14 protein-coding genes and 2 tRNA genes are annotated in these 15,459 nt (G+C 58.2%); 1 reads left to right on the top strand and 15 read right to left on the bottom strand.

Annotated features, from left to right (window positions below; genetic code table 11):
• Positions 1–6: 6 nt before the first annotated feature.
• From nusA to rlmE, 10 genes are all read right to left on the bottom strand, one after another.
• Positions 7–1,488, bottom strand: a complete 1,482-nt coding sequence (gene nusA / locus ACVHNU_RS00460; RefSeq protein WP_003221546.1) for a transcription termination factor NusA — start codon at positions 1,486–1,488, stop codon at positions 7–9.
• Between the two features lie 47 nt (positions 1,489–1,535).
• The gene (rimP, locus tag ACVHNU_RS00455) at positions 1,536–1,994 is read right to left on the bottom strand and encodes a ribosome maturation factor RimP (RefSeq protein WP_007973115.1); all 459 of its coding nucleotides are present in this window, start codon (positions 1,992–1,994) and stop codon (positions 1,536–1,538) included.
• A gap of 138 nt (positions 1,995–2,132) precedes the next feature.
• Positions 2,133–2,209: transfer RNA gene (locus ACVHNU_RS00450), tRNA-Met, on the bottom strand.
• Positions 2,210–2,306: 97 nt separating this feature from the next.
• A tRNA-Leu gene (locus ACVHNU_RS00445) sits at positions 2,307–2,392 on the bottom strand.
• Between the two features lie 22 nt (positions 2,393–2,414).
• A complete protein-coding gene (gene secG, locus ACVHNU_RS00440) occupies positions 2,415–2,801 on the bottom strand; it encodes a preprotein translocase subunit SecG (protein ID WP_473020044.1) in 387 nt (128 codons plus the stop codon).
• Between the two features lie 4 nt (positions 2,802–2,805).
• Positions 2,806–3,561 (bottom strand): triose-phosphate isomerase, encoded by a 756-nt coding sequence (gene tpiA, locus ACVHNU_RS00435; protein WP_003221542.1) that lies wholly within the window; start codon positions 3,559–3,561, stop codon positions 2,806–2,808.
• A gap of 65 nt (positions 3,562–3,626) precedes the next feature.
• Positions 3,627–4,964, bottom strand: coding sequence for a phosphoglucosamine mutase (gene glmM, locus ACVHNU_RS00430; RefSeq protein WP_400509730.1), 1,338 nt, complete (start codon positions 4,962–4,964; stop codon positions 3,627–3,629).
• Positions 4,965–4,980: 16 nt separating this feature from the next.
• Entirely contained in the window at positions 4,981–5,832 is an 852-nt protein-coding gene (gene folP / locus ACVHNU_RS00425; protein ID WP_103484333.1) for a dihydropteroate synthase, read from the bottom strand.
• 8 nt (positions 5,833–5,840) lie between these two features.
• The gene (ftsH, locus tag ACVHNU_RS00420; RefSeq protein ID WP_027610779.1) at positions 5,841–7,748 is read right to left on the bottom strand and encodes an ATP-dependent zinc metalloprotease FtsH; all 1,908 of its coding nucleotides are present in this window, start codon (positions 7,746–7,748) and stop codon (positions 5,841–5,843) included.
• 202 nt (positions 7,749–7,950) lie between these two features.
• Positions 7,951–8,580, bottom strand: coding sequence for a 23S rRNA (uridine(2552)-2'-O)-methyltransferase RlmE (rlmE, locus tag ACVHNU_RS00415; protein ID WP_003221536.1), 630 nt, complete (start codon positions 8,578–8,580; stop codon positions 7,951–7,953).
• Positions 8,581–8,681: 101 nt separating this feature from the next.
• On the opposite strand from rlmE, the gene ACVHNU_RS00410 reads away from it, so the two are divergent.
• Positions 8,682–8,990 carry a YhbY family RNA-binding protein gene (locus tag ACVHNU_RS00410; protein WP_003221534.1) on the top strand — a complete coding sequence of 103 codons (309 nt, stop codon included), beginning with the start codon at positions 8,682–8,684 and terminating at the stop codon, positions 8,988–8,990.
• A gap of 9 nt (positions 8,991–8,999) precedes the next feature.
• Here ACVHNU_RS00410 and ACVHNU_RS00405 read toward each other — a convergent pair whose 3' ends face one another.
• From ACVHNU_RS00405 to dapB, 5 genes are all read right to left on the bottom strand, one after another.
• Positions 9,000–9,404, bottom strand: a complete 405-nt coding sequence (locus tag ACVHNU_RS00405; protein WP_003221532.1) for a hypothetical protein — start codon at positions 9,402–9,404, stop codon at positions 9,000–9,002.
• Positions 9,405–9,432: 28 nt separating this feature from the next.
• Positions 9,433–9,909, bottom strand: a complete 477-nt coding sequence (greA, locus tag ACVHNU_RS00400) for a transcription elongation factor GreA (protein ID WP_003221530.1) — start codon at positions 9,907–9,909, stop codon at positions 9,433–9,435.
• Positions 9,906–13,127, bottom strand: coding sequence for a carbamoyl-phosphate synthase large subunit (gene carB, locus ACVHNU_RS00395; RefSeq protein ID WP_003221526.1), 3,222 nt, complete (start codon positions 13,125–13,127; stop codon positions 9,906–9,908). The genes greA and carB overlap by 4 nt, the downstream gene beginning before the upstream one ends.
• 126 nt (positions 13,128–13,253) lie before the next feature.
• On the bottom strand, positions 13,254–14,390 hold the full coding sequence (gene carA, locus ACVHNU_RS00390) for a glutamine-hydrolyzing carbamoyl-phosphate synthase small subunit (RefSeq protein ID WP_473018784.1): 1,137 nt from the start codon (positions 14,388–14,390) through the stop codon (positions 13,254–13,256).
• A 257-nt stretch (positions 14,391–14,647) separates the two neighbouring features.
• A complete protein-coding gene (dapB, locus tag ACVHNU_RS00385; RefSeq protein WP_262143704.1) occupies positions 14,648–15,454 on the bottom strand; it encodes a 4-hydroxy-tetrahydrodipicolinate reductase in 807 nt (268 codons plus the stop codon).
• Positions 15,455–15,459 lie beyond the last annotated feature (5 nt).

Raw genomic sequence — 15,459 nt, 5'->3', positions numbered from 1 at the left:
GCCTAATTACTCGAACCAGTGGGCTCGGGCGGCCATGATCAACTTGCCGGCACGATCATCGTCAATGCCGTCGATGTCGAGCAGGTCGTCAATAGACTGCTCGGCCAGGTCTTCGCGGGTAATTACGCCGCGCACCGCCAGTTCCATCGCCAAATCCTTGTCCATACCCTCAAGCGAGAGCAGGTCTTCGGCCGGATGGGCGTCTGCCAGCTTTTCCTCAGTAGCGATGGCTTTGGTCAACAAACGATCCTTGGCACGAGCGCGAAGCTCGTTGACGATATCTTCGTCAAAGCCGTCGATGTTGAGCATTTCTTCCAACGGTACGTAGGCAATCTCTTCCAGGCTGGTGAAGCCTTCATCTACCAGCACCTGAGCCAGTTCTTCGTCGACTTCCAGCTCGTCGATGAAGTTGCGCAGGATGTCGCCGGTTTCTGCTTGCTGCTTAGCCTGGATGTCCGATTCGGTCATCACGTTCAGGGTCCAGCCAGTCAACTGGCTCGCCAGACGCACGTTCTGACCACCCCGACCGATGGCCTGAGCCAGATTGTCTGCGCCAACGGCGATGTCCATTGCATGGGCATCTTCGTCAACGATAATGGCCGCCACTTCTGCCGGCGACATGGCATTGATCACGAACTGCGCCGGGTTATCGTCCCACAGGACGATATCGACACGTTCGCCACCCAACTCGCCCGACACGGCCTGGACGCGCGAACCGCGCATACCGATGCACGCGCCCTGCGGGTCGATGCGCTTGTCCTTGGAACGGACAGCGATCTTGGCACGCGAACCCGGATCACGGGACGCTGCCATTACTTCGATCAGGCCTTCAGCGATTTCCGGCACTTCGATGCGGAACAACTCGATCAGCATTTCCGGCGCGGTGCGCGACAGGATCAGCTGCGGGCCGCGGTTCTCGGTGCGGATTTCCTTGAGCAGTGCACGCAGACGCACACCGACACGGAAGGTTTCGCGAGAAATGATGTCTTCACGGGCCAGCAACGCTTCGGCGTTGTTGCCCAGATCGACGATCACGTTGTCGCGGGTGACTTTCTTCACGGTGCCGGAGATGATTTCTCCCAGGCGCTCGCGATAGGCGTCGACCACTTGAGCGCGCTCGGCTTCACGCACTTTCTGCACAATGACTTGCTTGGCAGTCTGTGCAGCAATGCGGCCGAACTCGATGGATTCGATCTTTTCTTCGACGACGTCGCCGACCTTGGCGCCCGGATGCGTTTCGGCAACCTTGCTTGGCCAGGTTTCGATCGCAGGATCGTCGAGATCATTCTCTTCGACGACTGTCCAGCGACGGAAAGTCTCATAGGAACCGGTGTGGCGATTGATCTCCACACGCAGGTCAACTTCGTCTTCAAAACGCTTTTTGGTAGCAGTGGCCAGAGCCAGCTCCAGCGCTTCAAAAATCACGCTTGCCGGTACGCCCTTTTCATTGGATACCGACTCAACAACCAGCAGTACTTCTTTGCTCATCGTACGCCTCGCCTTTCGCAAGCCATTGGATCCGCGGGATCCGCGTCTCAGTCAAAACTGGGAATAATGTTGGCCTTGTCGATCATATCGATCGGCAACAGGAACTCATGGTCTTCTACCTGCACCACGACGTCCTGTTCTTCTACACCGCGCAGAAGGCCCTGAAAGTTGCGTCGACCTTCGAAAGGCGAGCGCAGCTTGATCTTCACTTGTTCACCGGCAAATTTTGCAAACTGCTCAAGAGTGAACAGTGGGCGTTCCATGCCAGGCGAGGAAACTTCGAGGGTGTATTCAACGGAGATCGGATCTTCAACATCCAGGACACCGCTGATCTGACGGCTGACAATGGCGCAATCGTCCACCAGCACGCCACCCTCTTTATCGATATAAACACGCAACATCGAGTGACGACCTTGAGCCGAAAACTCGATACCCCAGCATTCATAGCCTAGGGCCACGACCACCGGGGCCAACAAGGCCTGCAACTCTTCTAGCTTGCTCGACACCTGAACCCCCTCGTGCATGTAAATGCATGCGCTGCAAAATAAAAAAATGGGCGAAACGCCCATCCTTGAAACGCCGTCGAACAGCGGCGCAGAAAGTGTCCAGCTAACAAAAAGCCCCTGAAAAGGGGCTCCTTAAACTGGTTGCGGGGGCCGGATTTGAACCGACGACCTTCGGGTTATGAGCCCGACGAGCTACCAGACTGCTCCACCCCGCGACAAAGCTGGGGCGGAAGTATACGACCGATCCCTTATAGGGTCAATGTAACCTTCCACCTGCAAGAAAGCCCGCAACAGCGGGCTCTCCTGACTAATTGGTACCGAGAAGGGGACTCGAACCCCTACACCCTATGGGCACAACCACCTCAAGGTTGCGTGTCTACCAATTCCACCACCTCGGCAAAACTACGTTTGAAACCCTTCTTACTTCTGCTCTTGAGCTGGAGGTACGTCAGTCGCTGTAGTAGCCGACTTTTGCTCTTGAAGCACCGGGACATCATCAGAAGCCGGTTTTTGTTGCTTAGGTACTTCCAACACTGCTGGATCTGGCAAACCTGCTTGAGTCAGCTGATGAGCTTTCTCTTTAGCAAAGTAACCTAACCCCAGGCTGGTTATGAAGAAACCGGCGGCAAGTATAGCAGTAAACTTACTAAGAAAGGTAGAGGAACCTTGGCTTCCGAACACAGTATTTGAAGCACCTGCTCCGAAAGACGCGCCAGCGTCCGCACCCTTACCCTGCTGCAGCAAAACCAGAGCAACTACGCCCAATGCACCCAGCAGATGAAAAACGACTACGACTGTTTCCAGCATTTTTTCAGTTTCCCGCGGCGCGACAAATCGCACCGAACTCATCTGCATTCAGGGAAGCTCCACCAATGAGCCCCCCATCGATATCCGGCATGCCGAACAGTTCGACCGCATTGGCCGCCTTCACGCTGCCGCCGTATAGAAGCCGCACACCTCGTGCGACTTCAGAATTCTCTGCCGCCAACTGCTCGCGAATGGCTTTGTGCACATCCTGAGCCTGTTGCGGCGTTGCAGTCAGTCCGGTACCAATGGCCCAGACAGGCTCGTAAGCAATAACTGCATTGGCAAAGGCACCTACACCCAGCTCCTCGATGATGCTGCCCAGCTGACGCCCGACAACCTCAAGAGTTTTTCCGGCTTCGCGCTGCTCGAGGGTTTCCCCTACACACAACACCGGAATCAAGCCACATGCCTGTGCCGCTGCGAACTTGCGATTCAGCATCCCGTCTCGCTCGCCCATTATCTGGCGGCGTTCGGAGTGCCCGACAAGCACCAGGGAACAACCTGCATCCACCAACTGACTCGGTGCAATTTCACCGGTCAATGCACCTTGCATGGATTCCACCGCAGAATTCTGCGCACCGACCGAAATCGATTTGCCTTTCAAACCATCAATCACTTGATTGATATGCAAGCAAGGCGGGAATACCGCGACATCAACACCGCTTGGCAAGGCCAGATGACGAAGGCCGTTGATCAGCTCAGCGACGCTGGCGCGGGTACCGTGCATCTTCCAGTTACCAGCTACCATAGGGCGACGCATGCTGTACCTCGTCGGTCAAAGTGGGCGCAGATGTTACCCAACACAATCATGGCTGGCAAGCCGAATCAGGCAGAAACTTCACTTACCAGTTTTGCCAGTTCTTCGGCATAGCTGCGAACCTGAGTTTCATCCTCGCCTTCGACCATCACACGCACCAGCGGCTCTGTGCCGGACTTGCGCAGAAGCACACGACCTCGACCCGCCATCGCCTGGGTTACCCGCGCACTGGCTTCCTTGACAGCCGGATGCTCAAGCGGGCTTTCGCCACCACCGAAACGCACATTGATCAGCACTTGAGGGCACTTGCGCAAGACCTGACGCGTTTGCGCAAGACCTTCATTGCGGGCTTTCAATGCCATCAACACCTGCAACGCAGCAATGATCGCATCACCTGTTGTGGTGTGATTGAAGCAGACGATGTGGCCCGAATTCTCACCACCTACCAGCCAGTTGCGCTCCAGCAGCTCGGCGATCACATAGCGATCACCGACATTCGCTCGAATGAACGGAATCGAGAGATCCGCCAACGCGAGCTCAAGACCCAGGTTGCTCATCAGAGTACCGACCACGCCACCCTGCAACTTGCCACGCTCGTGCAGATCGCGCGCAATGATGAACAGCAGCTCGTCACCATCGACGATGGCGCCAGTGTGATCGACCATCAACACCCGATCACCGTCGCCATCGAAGGCGATACCCAGATCAGCGTGCTCAGCCAATACAGCAGCCTGCAACGGCCCCATATGGGTCGAACCGCAATTTTCATTGATGTTCAGACCATTGGGCTGAGCCGAAAGCACGACCACTTCAGCACCCAACTCACGGAATACACTTGGAGCAACCTTGTAGGTCGCACCATGTGCGCAGTCGATCACGATCTTCAAACCGGAAAAACTGGTACCGCTCGGCACGCTGCTTTTGCAGAATTCGATGTAGCGACCCGAAGCATCGTTGATCCGCGACACCTTGCCAATCTTGCTCGACTCGACCACGGTCATCGGGGTGTCGAGCAGTTCTTCGATCATAAGCTCCAGTTCATCAGGCAGCTTCGTGCCCTTGCCGGAGAAGAACTTGATTCCATTATCATCATGCGGATTGTGCGAAGCACTGATCACGATGCCTGCTTCGGCCTGGAACGTGCGCGACAGATAGGCAATCGCCGGCGTCGGCATCGGGCCGAGCAGCATTACATCGGCACCCGCCGACGTCAGGCCTGCTTCAAGCGCCGACTCGAACATGTAGCCGGAGATTCGCGTGTCCTTGCCGACCAGAACCTTGCAGGCGCCCATCTTGCGAAAGGCCATGCCAGCCGCCCAGCCGAGCTTGAGCATGAAGTCCGGAGTGATCGGGTATTCACCGACACGACCACGAATACCGTCAGTACCAAAGTATTTCTTGCTCATAAGTGCTCCATCATTCTTATTCGGCTGATTCCACGGCCGCGAGCATTCGCACCACGTCTACCGTTTCCGCCACATCATGGACGCGCAATATACGCGCTCCTTTCACTGACGCCAGTGCCGCGAGTGCCAGACCACCATGCAGACGCTCGCCCACCTGACGATTCAGCGCCTGACCAATCATGCTTTTGCGTGAGACACCGACCAATAGCGGACGCCCCAGCGCATGCAGGGCTTCCATATGCTTGAACAAGCTTAGATTGTGCTGCAGGGTTTTGGCGAAACCGAAACCGGGATCAAGAATGATCCGCTCGGCAGGAATACCCGCCGCCGCACATTGAGCCATGCGCTCGGCCAGAAACTCACCCACTTCCCGGGTAACGTCCTGATAGTGTGGATTGTCCTGCATGTCACCTGGCTCACCGAGCATGTGCATCAGACATACCGGCAACCCGGTCGCCGCAGCGGCATCCAGCGCACCATCACGGCGCAGCGAGCGCACGTCATTGATCAACCCGGCACCGAGCCGCGCAGTTTCGCGCATCACTGCAGGTGTCGAAGTATCAACCGAGATCACCACATCCAGCTCGCGATTGATCAGCTCCACAATCGGAGCTACGCGCTCCAGCTCTTCCAGCGGCGAAACCGCTCGAGCGCCGGGCCGGGTCGATTCACCGCCGACATCAATCAGCGTCGCGCCAGCAGCCACCATGGCTTCGGCGTGACGCAAGGCCACGTCGAGCTGACTGTAGCGGCCGCCATCGGAAAAGGAATCGGGAGTGACATTGAGAATGCCCATGACATGCGTCCGGGCCAAATCAAGAACCCGGTTGCCGCAAGGCAACCGGGTCAGGGACTGTGCAGAAGTCATTTCAAACCTTAAACGTCAGCAGCCGGACCGCCGATCGGTGTTTCCGGACGCTCATCCTGGATCACTGGAGGCGGAGGCGTACCGGTGCCACCTGTCCAGTCACGCGGTTCGCGGGGCGTACGACCCGCCATGATGTCGTCGATCTGCTCGGCATCGATGGTTTCGTACTTCATCAGCGCATCGGCCATGGCATCCAGCTTGTCACGGTTGTCCGTGAGGATCTGCTTGGCCGTGCCGTAGCACTGATCGATGATGCTACGCACTTCGGAGTCGATCAGCTTGGCGGTCTCACCGGAGAAACTGGCATTCTGACCACCACCACCGCGACCGAGGAACACTTCGCCCTCTTCTTCGGCGTACATCAGCGGACCGAGTTTTTCCGACAGGCCCCACTTGGTCACCATGTTCCGCGCAATCTGACTGGCACGCATGATGTCGTTGGAAGCGCCGGTGGTCACACCGTCGAAACCAAGAGTCATTTCTTCGGCGATACGGCCGCCGTACAGCGAGCAGATCTGACTGATCAGCGCACGCTTGGACAGACTGTAGCGATCTTCTTCCGGCAGGAACATGGTCACACCCAGCGCACGACCACGCGGAATGATCGAGACCTTGTAGACCGGATCATGCTCAGGCACGACGCGACCAACAATGGCGTGGCCAGCTTCGTGATAAGCGGTGTTCTGTTTTTCTTTCTCGGACATGACCATCGATTTGCGCTCGGCGCCCATCATGATCTTGTCTTTGGCCAGTTCGAATTCTTTCATTTCAACGATGCGCTTGCCGCTGCGTGCAGCGAACAGCGAAGCCTCGTTGACCAGGTTGGCCAGGTCCGCACCGGAGAAGCCCGGGGTACCGCGTGCGATAACGGCCGGAGCAACGTCGTCGCCCATTGGCACTTTGCGCATGTGAACCTTGAGGATCTGCTCGCGACCACGGATATCCGGCAAACCTACAACCACCTGACGGTCGAAACGGCCCGGACGCAGCAGCGCAGGGTCGAGTACGTCAGGACGGTTGGTAGCGGCGATCACGATGATGCCGTCATTCATTTCGAAGCCATCCATCTCCACCAGCAACTGGTTGAGAGTCTGCTCGCGCTCGTCGTGACCACCGCCCATGCCGGCGCCACGATGGCGACCAACGGCGTCGATTTCGTCGATGAAGATGATGCACGGTGCGTGTTTCTTGGCCTGCTCGAACATGTCACGAACGCGGCTTGCACCGACACCCACGAACATTTCAACGAAGTCAGAACCGGAAATAGTGAAGAACGGTACCTTCGCTTCGCCGGCAATCGCTTTGGCCAGCAAGGTTTTACCGGTACCCGGAGGACCGACCATCAGCACACCGCGAGGGATACGACCGCCCAGGCGTTGGAACTTACCCGGATCACGCAGGAACTCAACCAGCTCGCCGACTTCTTCCTTGGCTTCGTCGCAACCCGCAACGTCAGCCAGGGTGGTTTTCACCTGATCTTCGGAGAGCAGGCGCGCCTTGCTCTTGCCGAAGCTCATCGGTCCACCCTTGCCCCCGGCGCCACCCTGCATCTGGCGCATGAAGAACATGAACACCGCAATGATCACCAGGATCGGGAAGCTGGCCACCAGGAGTTGAGTCCAGATGCTTTGCTGTTCAGGCTGCTTGCCTTCAACCACAACGTGATTGTCGACCAGATCGCCGATCAGGCCATTGTCCTGGATCGCCGGACGAATGGTCTTGAAGCTGTCGCCATCGTTGCGTTTGCCGGTAATCACATAGCCGTCAACGGCTACGCGCTCGACCTTGCCATCCTTGACCTGCTGGATGAAGTCGGAATAGTTGAGGGTCTGCGGCTCGTTAGGGCTGGAGAAGTTGTTCATCACCGTCACGAGGACTGCCGCGATGATCAACCACAGGATCAGATTCTTTGCCATATCGTTCAATTAACTACCCTCTGAAGCAAGCTCCGCTACTGGCGCGCGCTTCGCATGATATTCACCGGCCTAACTTACTACATTACCTACAACTCTGGCAGGCGCCGTCTGTAACCCTTTGTGAAACACTTTCTACACAATATTCGCTTATGCACGCGGGGCAAAATACGAAAAACCTATCACCCCGGCCAAAAAACTCGTTTTACTCGTTACCGCCGCGGTAGCCCCAAGCCAGCATATATTGCTCGCGGGAGCTGCCACGGGACGAATCCGGCTTGATCATCTGGATCTTGTCGAATTTCTTGCGAGCATCCTTCAGGTAAACATCGAAACCTTCGCCCTGAAAAATCTTGATCACGAAGTTACCGCCCGGTTTGAGTATCCGCTCCGCCAGATCAAGCGCCAGCTCACAAAGGAACATGGCTTTGGGCATGTCTACCTCAGGCGTACCACTCATATTGGGGGCCATATCGGAAATCACAAGGTCCACCTGCGAATTACCCACGGCCTCAAGGATCCGCGCGAGCACTTCGTCCTCGGTGAAGTCACCCTGGATGAAAGTCACGTCCGGGATGCTGTCCATTTCCAGGATGTCCGACGCGATCAGGCGGCCCTGACCGCCGATCAACCGGCTGGTGACCTGCGACCAGCCGCCGGGCGCCGCGCCCAGGTCGACAACGCTCATGCCGGAACGGATCAGCTTGTATTTCTCCTGGATCTCCAGAAGCTTGTAACTCGCACGCGAGCGGTAGCCATCCTTCTGCGCCTGCTTCACATAAGGATCGTTGACATGTCGTTTCAGCCAACCAAGGCTTGTCTTGGAACGCGCCATTGGGCACCTCGATAATAAGGGTCGTGATTAATTGGGCGGATCCACGAACCCTCGGGTAAAATGGCCGCCATTTTACAGAATCCAGACGAAAGGGTCAGATTATGCCGCTCACTCCAGAGCAGAAGAAACAGTACAAATCCATTGGCCACCATCTGAAACCAGTTTTGACTGTGGCTGACAACGGTTTGACTGAAGGTGTGTTAGCCGAACTCGAACGCGCATTGGCGGATCATGAGCTGATCAAGATCAAGCTCAACATCCTCGACCGCGAGTCGCGCCTGGCGCACATTGCAGAACTGTGCAAGGTCGGCAAAGCAGACCTGGTTCAGGTCATCGGCAAGATGGCACTGGTTTATCGCAAGAACTTCAGCGTCAACAAGCAGCTGTCGAACGTTCATCGCTTCAAGTGATGACAAGGGTCAAGGGTGTGCTTCGCGCACCCTCCCGCTCCATCCCGGAACCGGTTGCAACACCAGCACCAGACCGGAAAAGCCCAACACCAGAAAACTGAACTCCTGCCAGCGCTGCGCTTGCGGCCAGCCGACACGCACGGCGACAAACATCGCACACGCATACAACGCCATCAGCAACACCTGCCCACGAAAGTCCCGCCATAGACTGGCAAGGCCCTCGGCCTGTACCAGCACCAAAGCCTGAAAAATTACGCATGCGGCGGCAAAACTCACCACCGGCACTTCGAACGCATCGGCAATCTCATCGATCAGCAATGGTGCCAGGCCAATCTTGCCCAACACCGCTCGCAAACCGAGATGAATCAGCCAGAAGCCGCCGACCCACAACATCTGGGTCAGCTGCCAAAGCATGGCGCCCGCACGTAGCGGGCGCCTGCCTTCAGATATGACGGACTTCGACAATCTCGTACTCGATAACGCCGCTTGGCGTTTTCACTGCGACCACATCGCCCTCTTCCTTGCCGATCAAGGCGCGGGCCAGAGGCGAGCCAACCGAAATCTTGCCGAGTTTGAAGTCAGCCTCATCCTCACCGACGATGTGGTAAGTGACGCTCTCATCCGTCTCGACGTTGGCGATCTCGACGGTAGTACCGAAGATCACTTTGCCGGTGTGCGGAATGGTCGTGACATCGATGATGACCTGATTCTGGATCCGGCCTTCGATGTCACGGATCCGCGCCTCGACCATGCCTTGCTGTTCGCGGGCGGCATGGTATTCAGCGTTTTCCTTCAGGTCACCCAACTCGCGAGCCGTACCGATGTCCTGGCTGAGTTTCGGACGAACGACCTTGGTCAGATGAGCGTGTTCTTCTTCCAGGGCTTTCGCGCCCTGGACGGTCATTGGGTATTTGATCATGCCTTCAATCCTGCGTGTAAATCCTGCAAGCGGCGCACGGTCTTCTCGGGACCGAACTTCAGCGCTTCACAGATAGCCTCGCCCGCAGCAATGGTGGTGGTGCAGTAGATCTTGTGCTGCAGGGCATTACGACGAATGGAGTAGGAATCAGCGATCGACTGACGGCCTTCGGTGGTGTTGATGATCAGGGTGACTTCGTCATTCTTGATCATGTCGACCACGTGCGGACGACCCTCGGTCACCTTGTTCACACGGCGCACTTTCAGGCCTGCGGCTTCGATCAGCTTGGCAGTACCGGCAGTGGCGACCACTTCGAAGCCCAAGTTGATCAGATCACGGGCCACGCCTGCAACCAGCGGCTTGTCATCGTCACGCACGCTGATGAACGCGGTACCGCCGGTCGGCAGCACTTCGCTCGCGCCCATCTGGGCCTTGGCGAATGCTTCACCGAAGGTGTCGCCGACGCCCATCACTTCACCGGTGGACTTCATCTCCGGGCCGAGGATCGGGTCAACGCCAGGGAATTTGGCGAACGGGAACACCGCCTCTTTCACGCTGTAGAAGTTCGGGATGATTTCCTTGGTAAAGCCGATTTCCTTCAGGGTCTTACCGGCCATGACGCGAGCAGCGATCATTGCCAGGGAAACACCGATGCACTTGGACACGAACGGTACGGTACGCGAAGCGCGCGGGTTGACTTCGATGACGTAGATGTCTTCGCCCTGCAGCGCCAGTTGCACGTTCATCAGGCCGACAACGCCCAGTTCCAGGGCCATTTTCTTGACCTGTTCGCGCATCTCGTCCTGGATGTGCGCCGGCAGCGAGTAAGGCGGCAGCGAGCACGCGGAGTCACCGGAGTGAACGCCCGCCTGTTCGATGTGCTGCATGATCGCGCCGATCACCACGTCTTTGCCGTCGCAGACCGCATCCACGTCCATCTCGATGGCGCAGTTGAGGAAGTGGTCGAGCAGCACCGGGCTGTCGTTGGAGACTTGCACCGCATCACGCAGGTAGCGCTTGAGTTCGTCTTCCTTGTAAACGATTTCCATCGCGCGGCCGCCCAGTACGTAGGACGGGCGCACCACCAGCGGATAACCGATTTTCGCGGCAGCACGAACAGCTTCGTCTTCGCTGCGCACGGTGGCGTTTGGCGGCTGACGCAGGTTCAGGCGCTCGACCATTTGCTGGAAGCGCTCACGGTCTTCGGCACGGTCGATGGCGTCAGGGCTGGTGCCGATGATCGGCACGCCAGCGGCTTCCAGGGCACGCGCCAGTTTCAGCGGCGTCTGGCCGCCGTACTGGACGATCACGCCTTTCGGCTTCTCGACGCGGCAGATTTCCAGCACGTCTTCCAGGGTTACCGGCTCGAAATACAGACGGTCGGAAGTATCGTAGTCGGTGGAAACGGTTTCCGGGTTGCAGTTGACCATGATGGTTTCGTAGCCGTCTTCGCGCAGTGCGAGGGCCGCGTGTACGCAGCAGTAGTCGAACTCGATGCCCTGGCCGATACGGTTCGGACCGCCACCCAGAATCATGATCTTGTCACGACCGGACGGCGCGGCTTCGCACTCTTCCTCGTACGTCGAGTAGAGGTAAGCGGTGTCGGTGGCGAACTCGGCGGCGCAGGTGTCAACGCGCTTGTAGACCGGGAACACTTCCAGTTTTTGACGGTGAGTACGCAGATTCTTCTCGGTCACACCCAGCAGTTTTGCCAGACGCTGATCGGAGAAGCCTTTGCGCTTGAGTTTGAACATCAGGTCACGGTCGATGGCGGACAGACCGAGGGTCTTGACCTTCTCTTCGTCCTTGATCAGATCTTCGATCTGCACCAGGAACCACGGGTCGATCATGTTCATGCCGAAGATGTCTTCGACGGTCAGGCCGGCGCGGAAGGCGTCCGCCACGTACCAGATACGCTCGGCGCCCGGCACGGTCAGCTCGCGCTTGAGGATGCTCATGCTTTCCGGGTTGCTCAGGTCGAGCTTCTCGTCCAGACCGCAAACACCGACTTCCAGACCGCGCAGGGCTTTCTGCAGGGATTCCTGGAAGGTGCGACCGATGGCCATGACTTCACCGACCGACTTCATTTGAGTGGTCAGGCGTGCGTCAGCGTTGGCGAATTTCTCGAAAGCGAAACGTGGCAGCTTGGTCACGACGTAGTCGATCGACGGCTCGAAGGACGCCGGGGTCTTGCCGCCGGTGATGTCGTTCGACAGTTCGTCGAGGGTGTAGCCCACCGCCAGTTTGGCCGCGACTTTGGCGATCGGGAACCCGGTGGCTTTCGAAGCCAGTGCCGAGGAACGCGATACACGCGGGTTCATCTCGATCACGACCATGCGGCCGGTGTCCGGGCAGATGCCGAACTGCACGTTGGAACCGCCGGTCTCGACTCCGATCTCACGCAGTACCGCCAGCGAGGCGTTACGCAGGATCTGGTATTCCTTGTCGGTCAGGGTCTGTGCCGGAGCCACGGTGATCGAGTCACCGGTGTGCACGCCCATCGGATCGAAGTTTTCGATCGAGCAGACGATGATGCAGTTGTCCTTTTTGTCGCGGACAACTTCCATTTCGTATTCTTTCCAGCCGATCAGCGATTCGTCGATCAGCAGCTCTTTGGTCGGCGACAGGTCCAGACCGCGGGCGCAGATTTCTTCGAACTCTTCACGATTGTACGCGATACCGCCACCGGTGCCGCCCATGGTGAAGGACGGACGGATGATGCACGGGAAGCCCAGACGCTCGAGGACGGCGTTGGCTTCTTCCATGCTGTGGGCGATACCGGAACGCGGGCATTCCAGGCCGATCGACTTCATGGCCTTGTCGAAACGCGAACGGTCTTCAGCCTTGTCGATGGTGTCGGCGTTGGCGCCGATCATTTCCACGCCGAACTTTTCCAGGACGCCTTCGCGCTCCAGGTCCAGGGCGCAGTTCAGTGCAGTCTGGCCGCCCATGGTTGGCAGCACTGCATCCGGACGCTCTTTTTCGATGATCTTGGCCACGGTCTGCCACTTGATCGGCTCGATGTACGTGGCGTCGGCCATGTCCGGGTCGGTCATGATGGTGGCCGGGTTGGAGTTCACCAGGATGACGCGGTAACCCTCCTCGCGCAGGGCTTTGCAGGCCTGGGCGCCGGAGTAGTCGAATTCGCAGGCCTGGCCGATAACGATCGGGCCAGCGCCGAGAATCAGGATGCTTTTAATGTCTGTACGTTTTGGCATGGGTTTGTCACTCAAATCCGCAGGTCAGTCGGCAAGCCGTCTTGATCGATTTCTGAAGCCCTGAGGGGCGCCACCGGTGTCGGGGCCGCCCTCGAGGGCTTCTCGCTACAGTCTCAAGGCGAACGCTTAGCGTCGCTTGGCCATCTCGTTGATGAAGCGGTCGAACAGGGGCGCCACATCGTTCGGGCCCGGGCTCGCTTCAGGGTGGCCCTGGAAGCTGAACGCGCTCTTGTCGGTGCGCTCGATACCTTGCAGGGTGCCGTCGAACAGCGATTTGTGGATCGCACGCACGTTGGCTGGCAGGGTCGCTTCGTCAACCGCGAAACCGTGGTTCTGGCTGGTGATCATCACGACGCCAGTGTCCAGATCCTGCACCGGGTGGTTGGCACCGTGGTGGCCATGGCCCATTTTCAGGGTCTTGGCGCCGGAGGCCAGAGCCAGCAGCTGGTGACCGAGGCAGATACCGAAGACCGGAATTTCGGTTTCCAGCACTTCCTTGATCGCCTTGATCGCGTAGTCGCAAGGCTCCGGGTCACCAGGGCCGTTGGACAGGAACACGCCGTCCGGCTTGAGTGCCAGCACGTCGGCCGCCGGGGTTTGCGCCGGCACCACGGTCACGCGGCAACCGCGCTCGACCAGCATGCGCAGGATGTTCAGTTTGACGCCGTAGTCGTAGGCAACCACGTGGTATGGCAGCTCGGAGGCTTCGATGGTCGCGTGGCTGTCGGTCTTCAAGTCCCAGACAGTGGAGCGCCATTCGTACTTTTCCTTGGTGCTGACGACTTTCGCCAGATCCATGCCCTTCAGGCCCGGGAAGCCTTGCGCGGCGGCAATTGCAGCATCTTCGGAGATGTTGTCGCCGGCCATGATGCAGCCGTTCTGTGCGCCTTTTTCACGCAGGATGCGGGTCAGGCGACGAGTATCGATACCAGCGATTGCCACAACGTTGTTGGCTTTCAGGTAGTCGGACAGGGACATCGTGTTACGCCAGTTGCTCGCTACCAGCGGCAGGTCACGGATCACCAGGCCAGCGGACCATACGCGGTCAGACTCGGCGTCTTCCGGCGTGGTGCCGGTGTTGCCGATGTGCGGGTAAGTCAGGGTAACGATCTGCTGGGCGTAGGAAGGATCGGTAAGGATTTCCTGATAGCCGGTCATTGCGGTGTTGAACACCACCTCACCAACGGTTTGACCGTCGGCTCCAATGGCTTCGCCGCGAAAAATGCTGCCATCAGCAAGGGCGAGTATGGCTGGCTTAGTCAAGAAGACCTCCCGTAAATAACGCATGAAAGGGCAATCGCAGGTTGTAAAAAAGCGGAGTGACGTATGGACACGTCACCCCGCTTCTTCACTGAATTATTCTGCGCGCTTTTAGTGGACACACTAAAGCTGTAGCTTACAGAAAAAGGCTTTTTTGGTCCACCGCTAAAGAGCCTAAAAGGCCGGAGAATGCGACAGGCCGTCGCGCGGTGTAGAAAAACCAGCGCAAACCGGGCGTTTGCGCTGGGTAAAACAGTCAATCAATGCAGGTCGAGCACGTCCTGCATGTCGTACAGACCCGGCTCGCGACCATCCAGCCACAACGCCGCACGCACCGCACCCTTGGCGAATGTCATGCGACTGGAAGCCTTGTGCGTGATCTCCAGGCGCTCGCCTTCGCAAGCGAACAGCACGGTGTGATCGCCGACCACATCACCACCACGCACGGTAGCGAAACCGATGGTTTCCCGCTCGCGCGCACCCGTGTGGCCTTCACGACCATAGACCGCGACCTTGTGCAGATCACGATCCAGCGCATCGGCAATCACCTCACCCATGCGCAGGGCAGTACCCGAAGGCGCATCGATCTTGTGCCGGTGATGCGCCTCGATGATCTCGATGTCCGCATCGTCACCCAGCACCCGGGCGGTCATCTCGAGCAGCTTCAGCGACAGGTTGACCCCGACGCTGAAGTTGGCCGCGAACACGATCGGAATATCCTTGCCCGCCTCGGCTAGCAGCTGCTTTTGCGCAGCGTCGAGCCCGGTGGTGCCGATGACCATGGCCTTGCCGGCCTTGCGACAGAACGCGAGGTTTTTCAGCATGACTTCCGGCAGGGTGAAGTCGATCAGCACATCGAACTCTTCAGCCACCGATTCGAGGTTGCCGGACAACGGCACACCGATGCGACCCAGCGAAGCCAGCTCACCGGCGTCCACTCCGATCAGCGTACTGCCGGGACGAACGATCGCCGCGGTCAGGCCGGTCAGCGGCGCGCGCTGTTGCACGGCCTCGACCAGAATCTTGCCCATGCGCCCGGCGGCGCCCATCACAGCTATACGTCGCATGCCAA

The sequence above is a fragment of the Pseudomonas sp. Ors-4-3C genome, assembly GCF_055755035.1.
This window is presented reverse-complemented; position numbering and strand designations above follow the sequence as displayed.

Coding starts and splice junctions, on each gene's coding strand:
- nusA (WP_003221546.1), bottom strand. CDS start 1,488: ATGAGCAAAGAAGTACTGCTGGTTGTTGAGTCGGTATCCAATGAAAAG.
- secG (WP_473020044.1), bottom strand. CDS start 2,801: ATGCTGGAAACAGTCGTAGTCGTTTTTCATCTGCTGGGTGCATTGGGC.
- tpiA (WP_003221542.1), bottom strand. CDS start 3,561: ATGCGTCGCCCTATGGTAGCTGGTAACTGGAAGATGCACGGTACCCGC.
- glmM (WP_400509730.1), bottom strand. CDS start 4,964: ATGAGCAAGAAATACTTTGGTACTGACGGTATTCGTGGTCGTGTCGGT.
- folP (WP_103484333.1), bottom strand. CDS start 5,832: ATGACTTCTGCACAGTCCCTGACCCGGTTGCCTTGCGGCAACCGGGTT.
- ftsH (WP_027610779.1), bottom strand. CDS start 7,748: ATGGCAAAGAATCTGATCCTGTGGTTGATCATCGCGGCAGTCCTCGTG.
- rlmE (WP_003221536.1), bottom strand. CDS start 8,580: ATGGCGCGTTCCAAGACAAGCCTTGGTTGGCTGAAACGACATGTCAAC.
- ACVHNU_RS00410 (WP_003221534.1), top strand. CDS start 8,682: ATGCCGCTCACTCCAGAGCAGAAGAAACAGTACAAATCCATTGGCCAC.
- ACVHNU_RS00405 (WP_003221532.1), bottom strand. CDS start 9,404: ATGCTTTGGCAGCTGACCCAGATGTTGTGGGTCGGCGGCTTCTGGCTG.
- greA (WP_003221530.1), bottom strand. CDS start 9,909: ATGATCAAATACCCAATGACCGTCCAGGGCGCGAAAGCCCTGGAAGAA.
- carB (WP_003221526.1), bottom strand. CDS start 13,127: ATGCCAAAACGTACAGACATTAAAAGCATCCTGATTCTCGGCGCTGGC.
- dapB (WP_262143704.1), bottom strand. CDS start 15,454: ATGCGACGTATAGCTGTGATGGGCGCCGCCGGGCGCATGGGCAAGATT.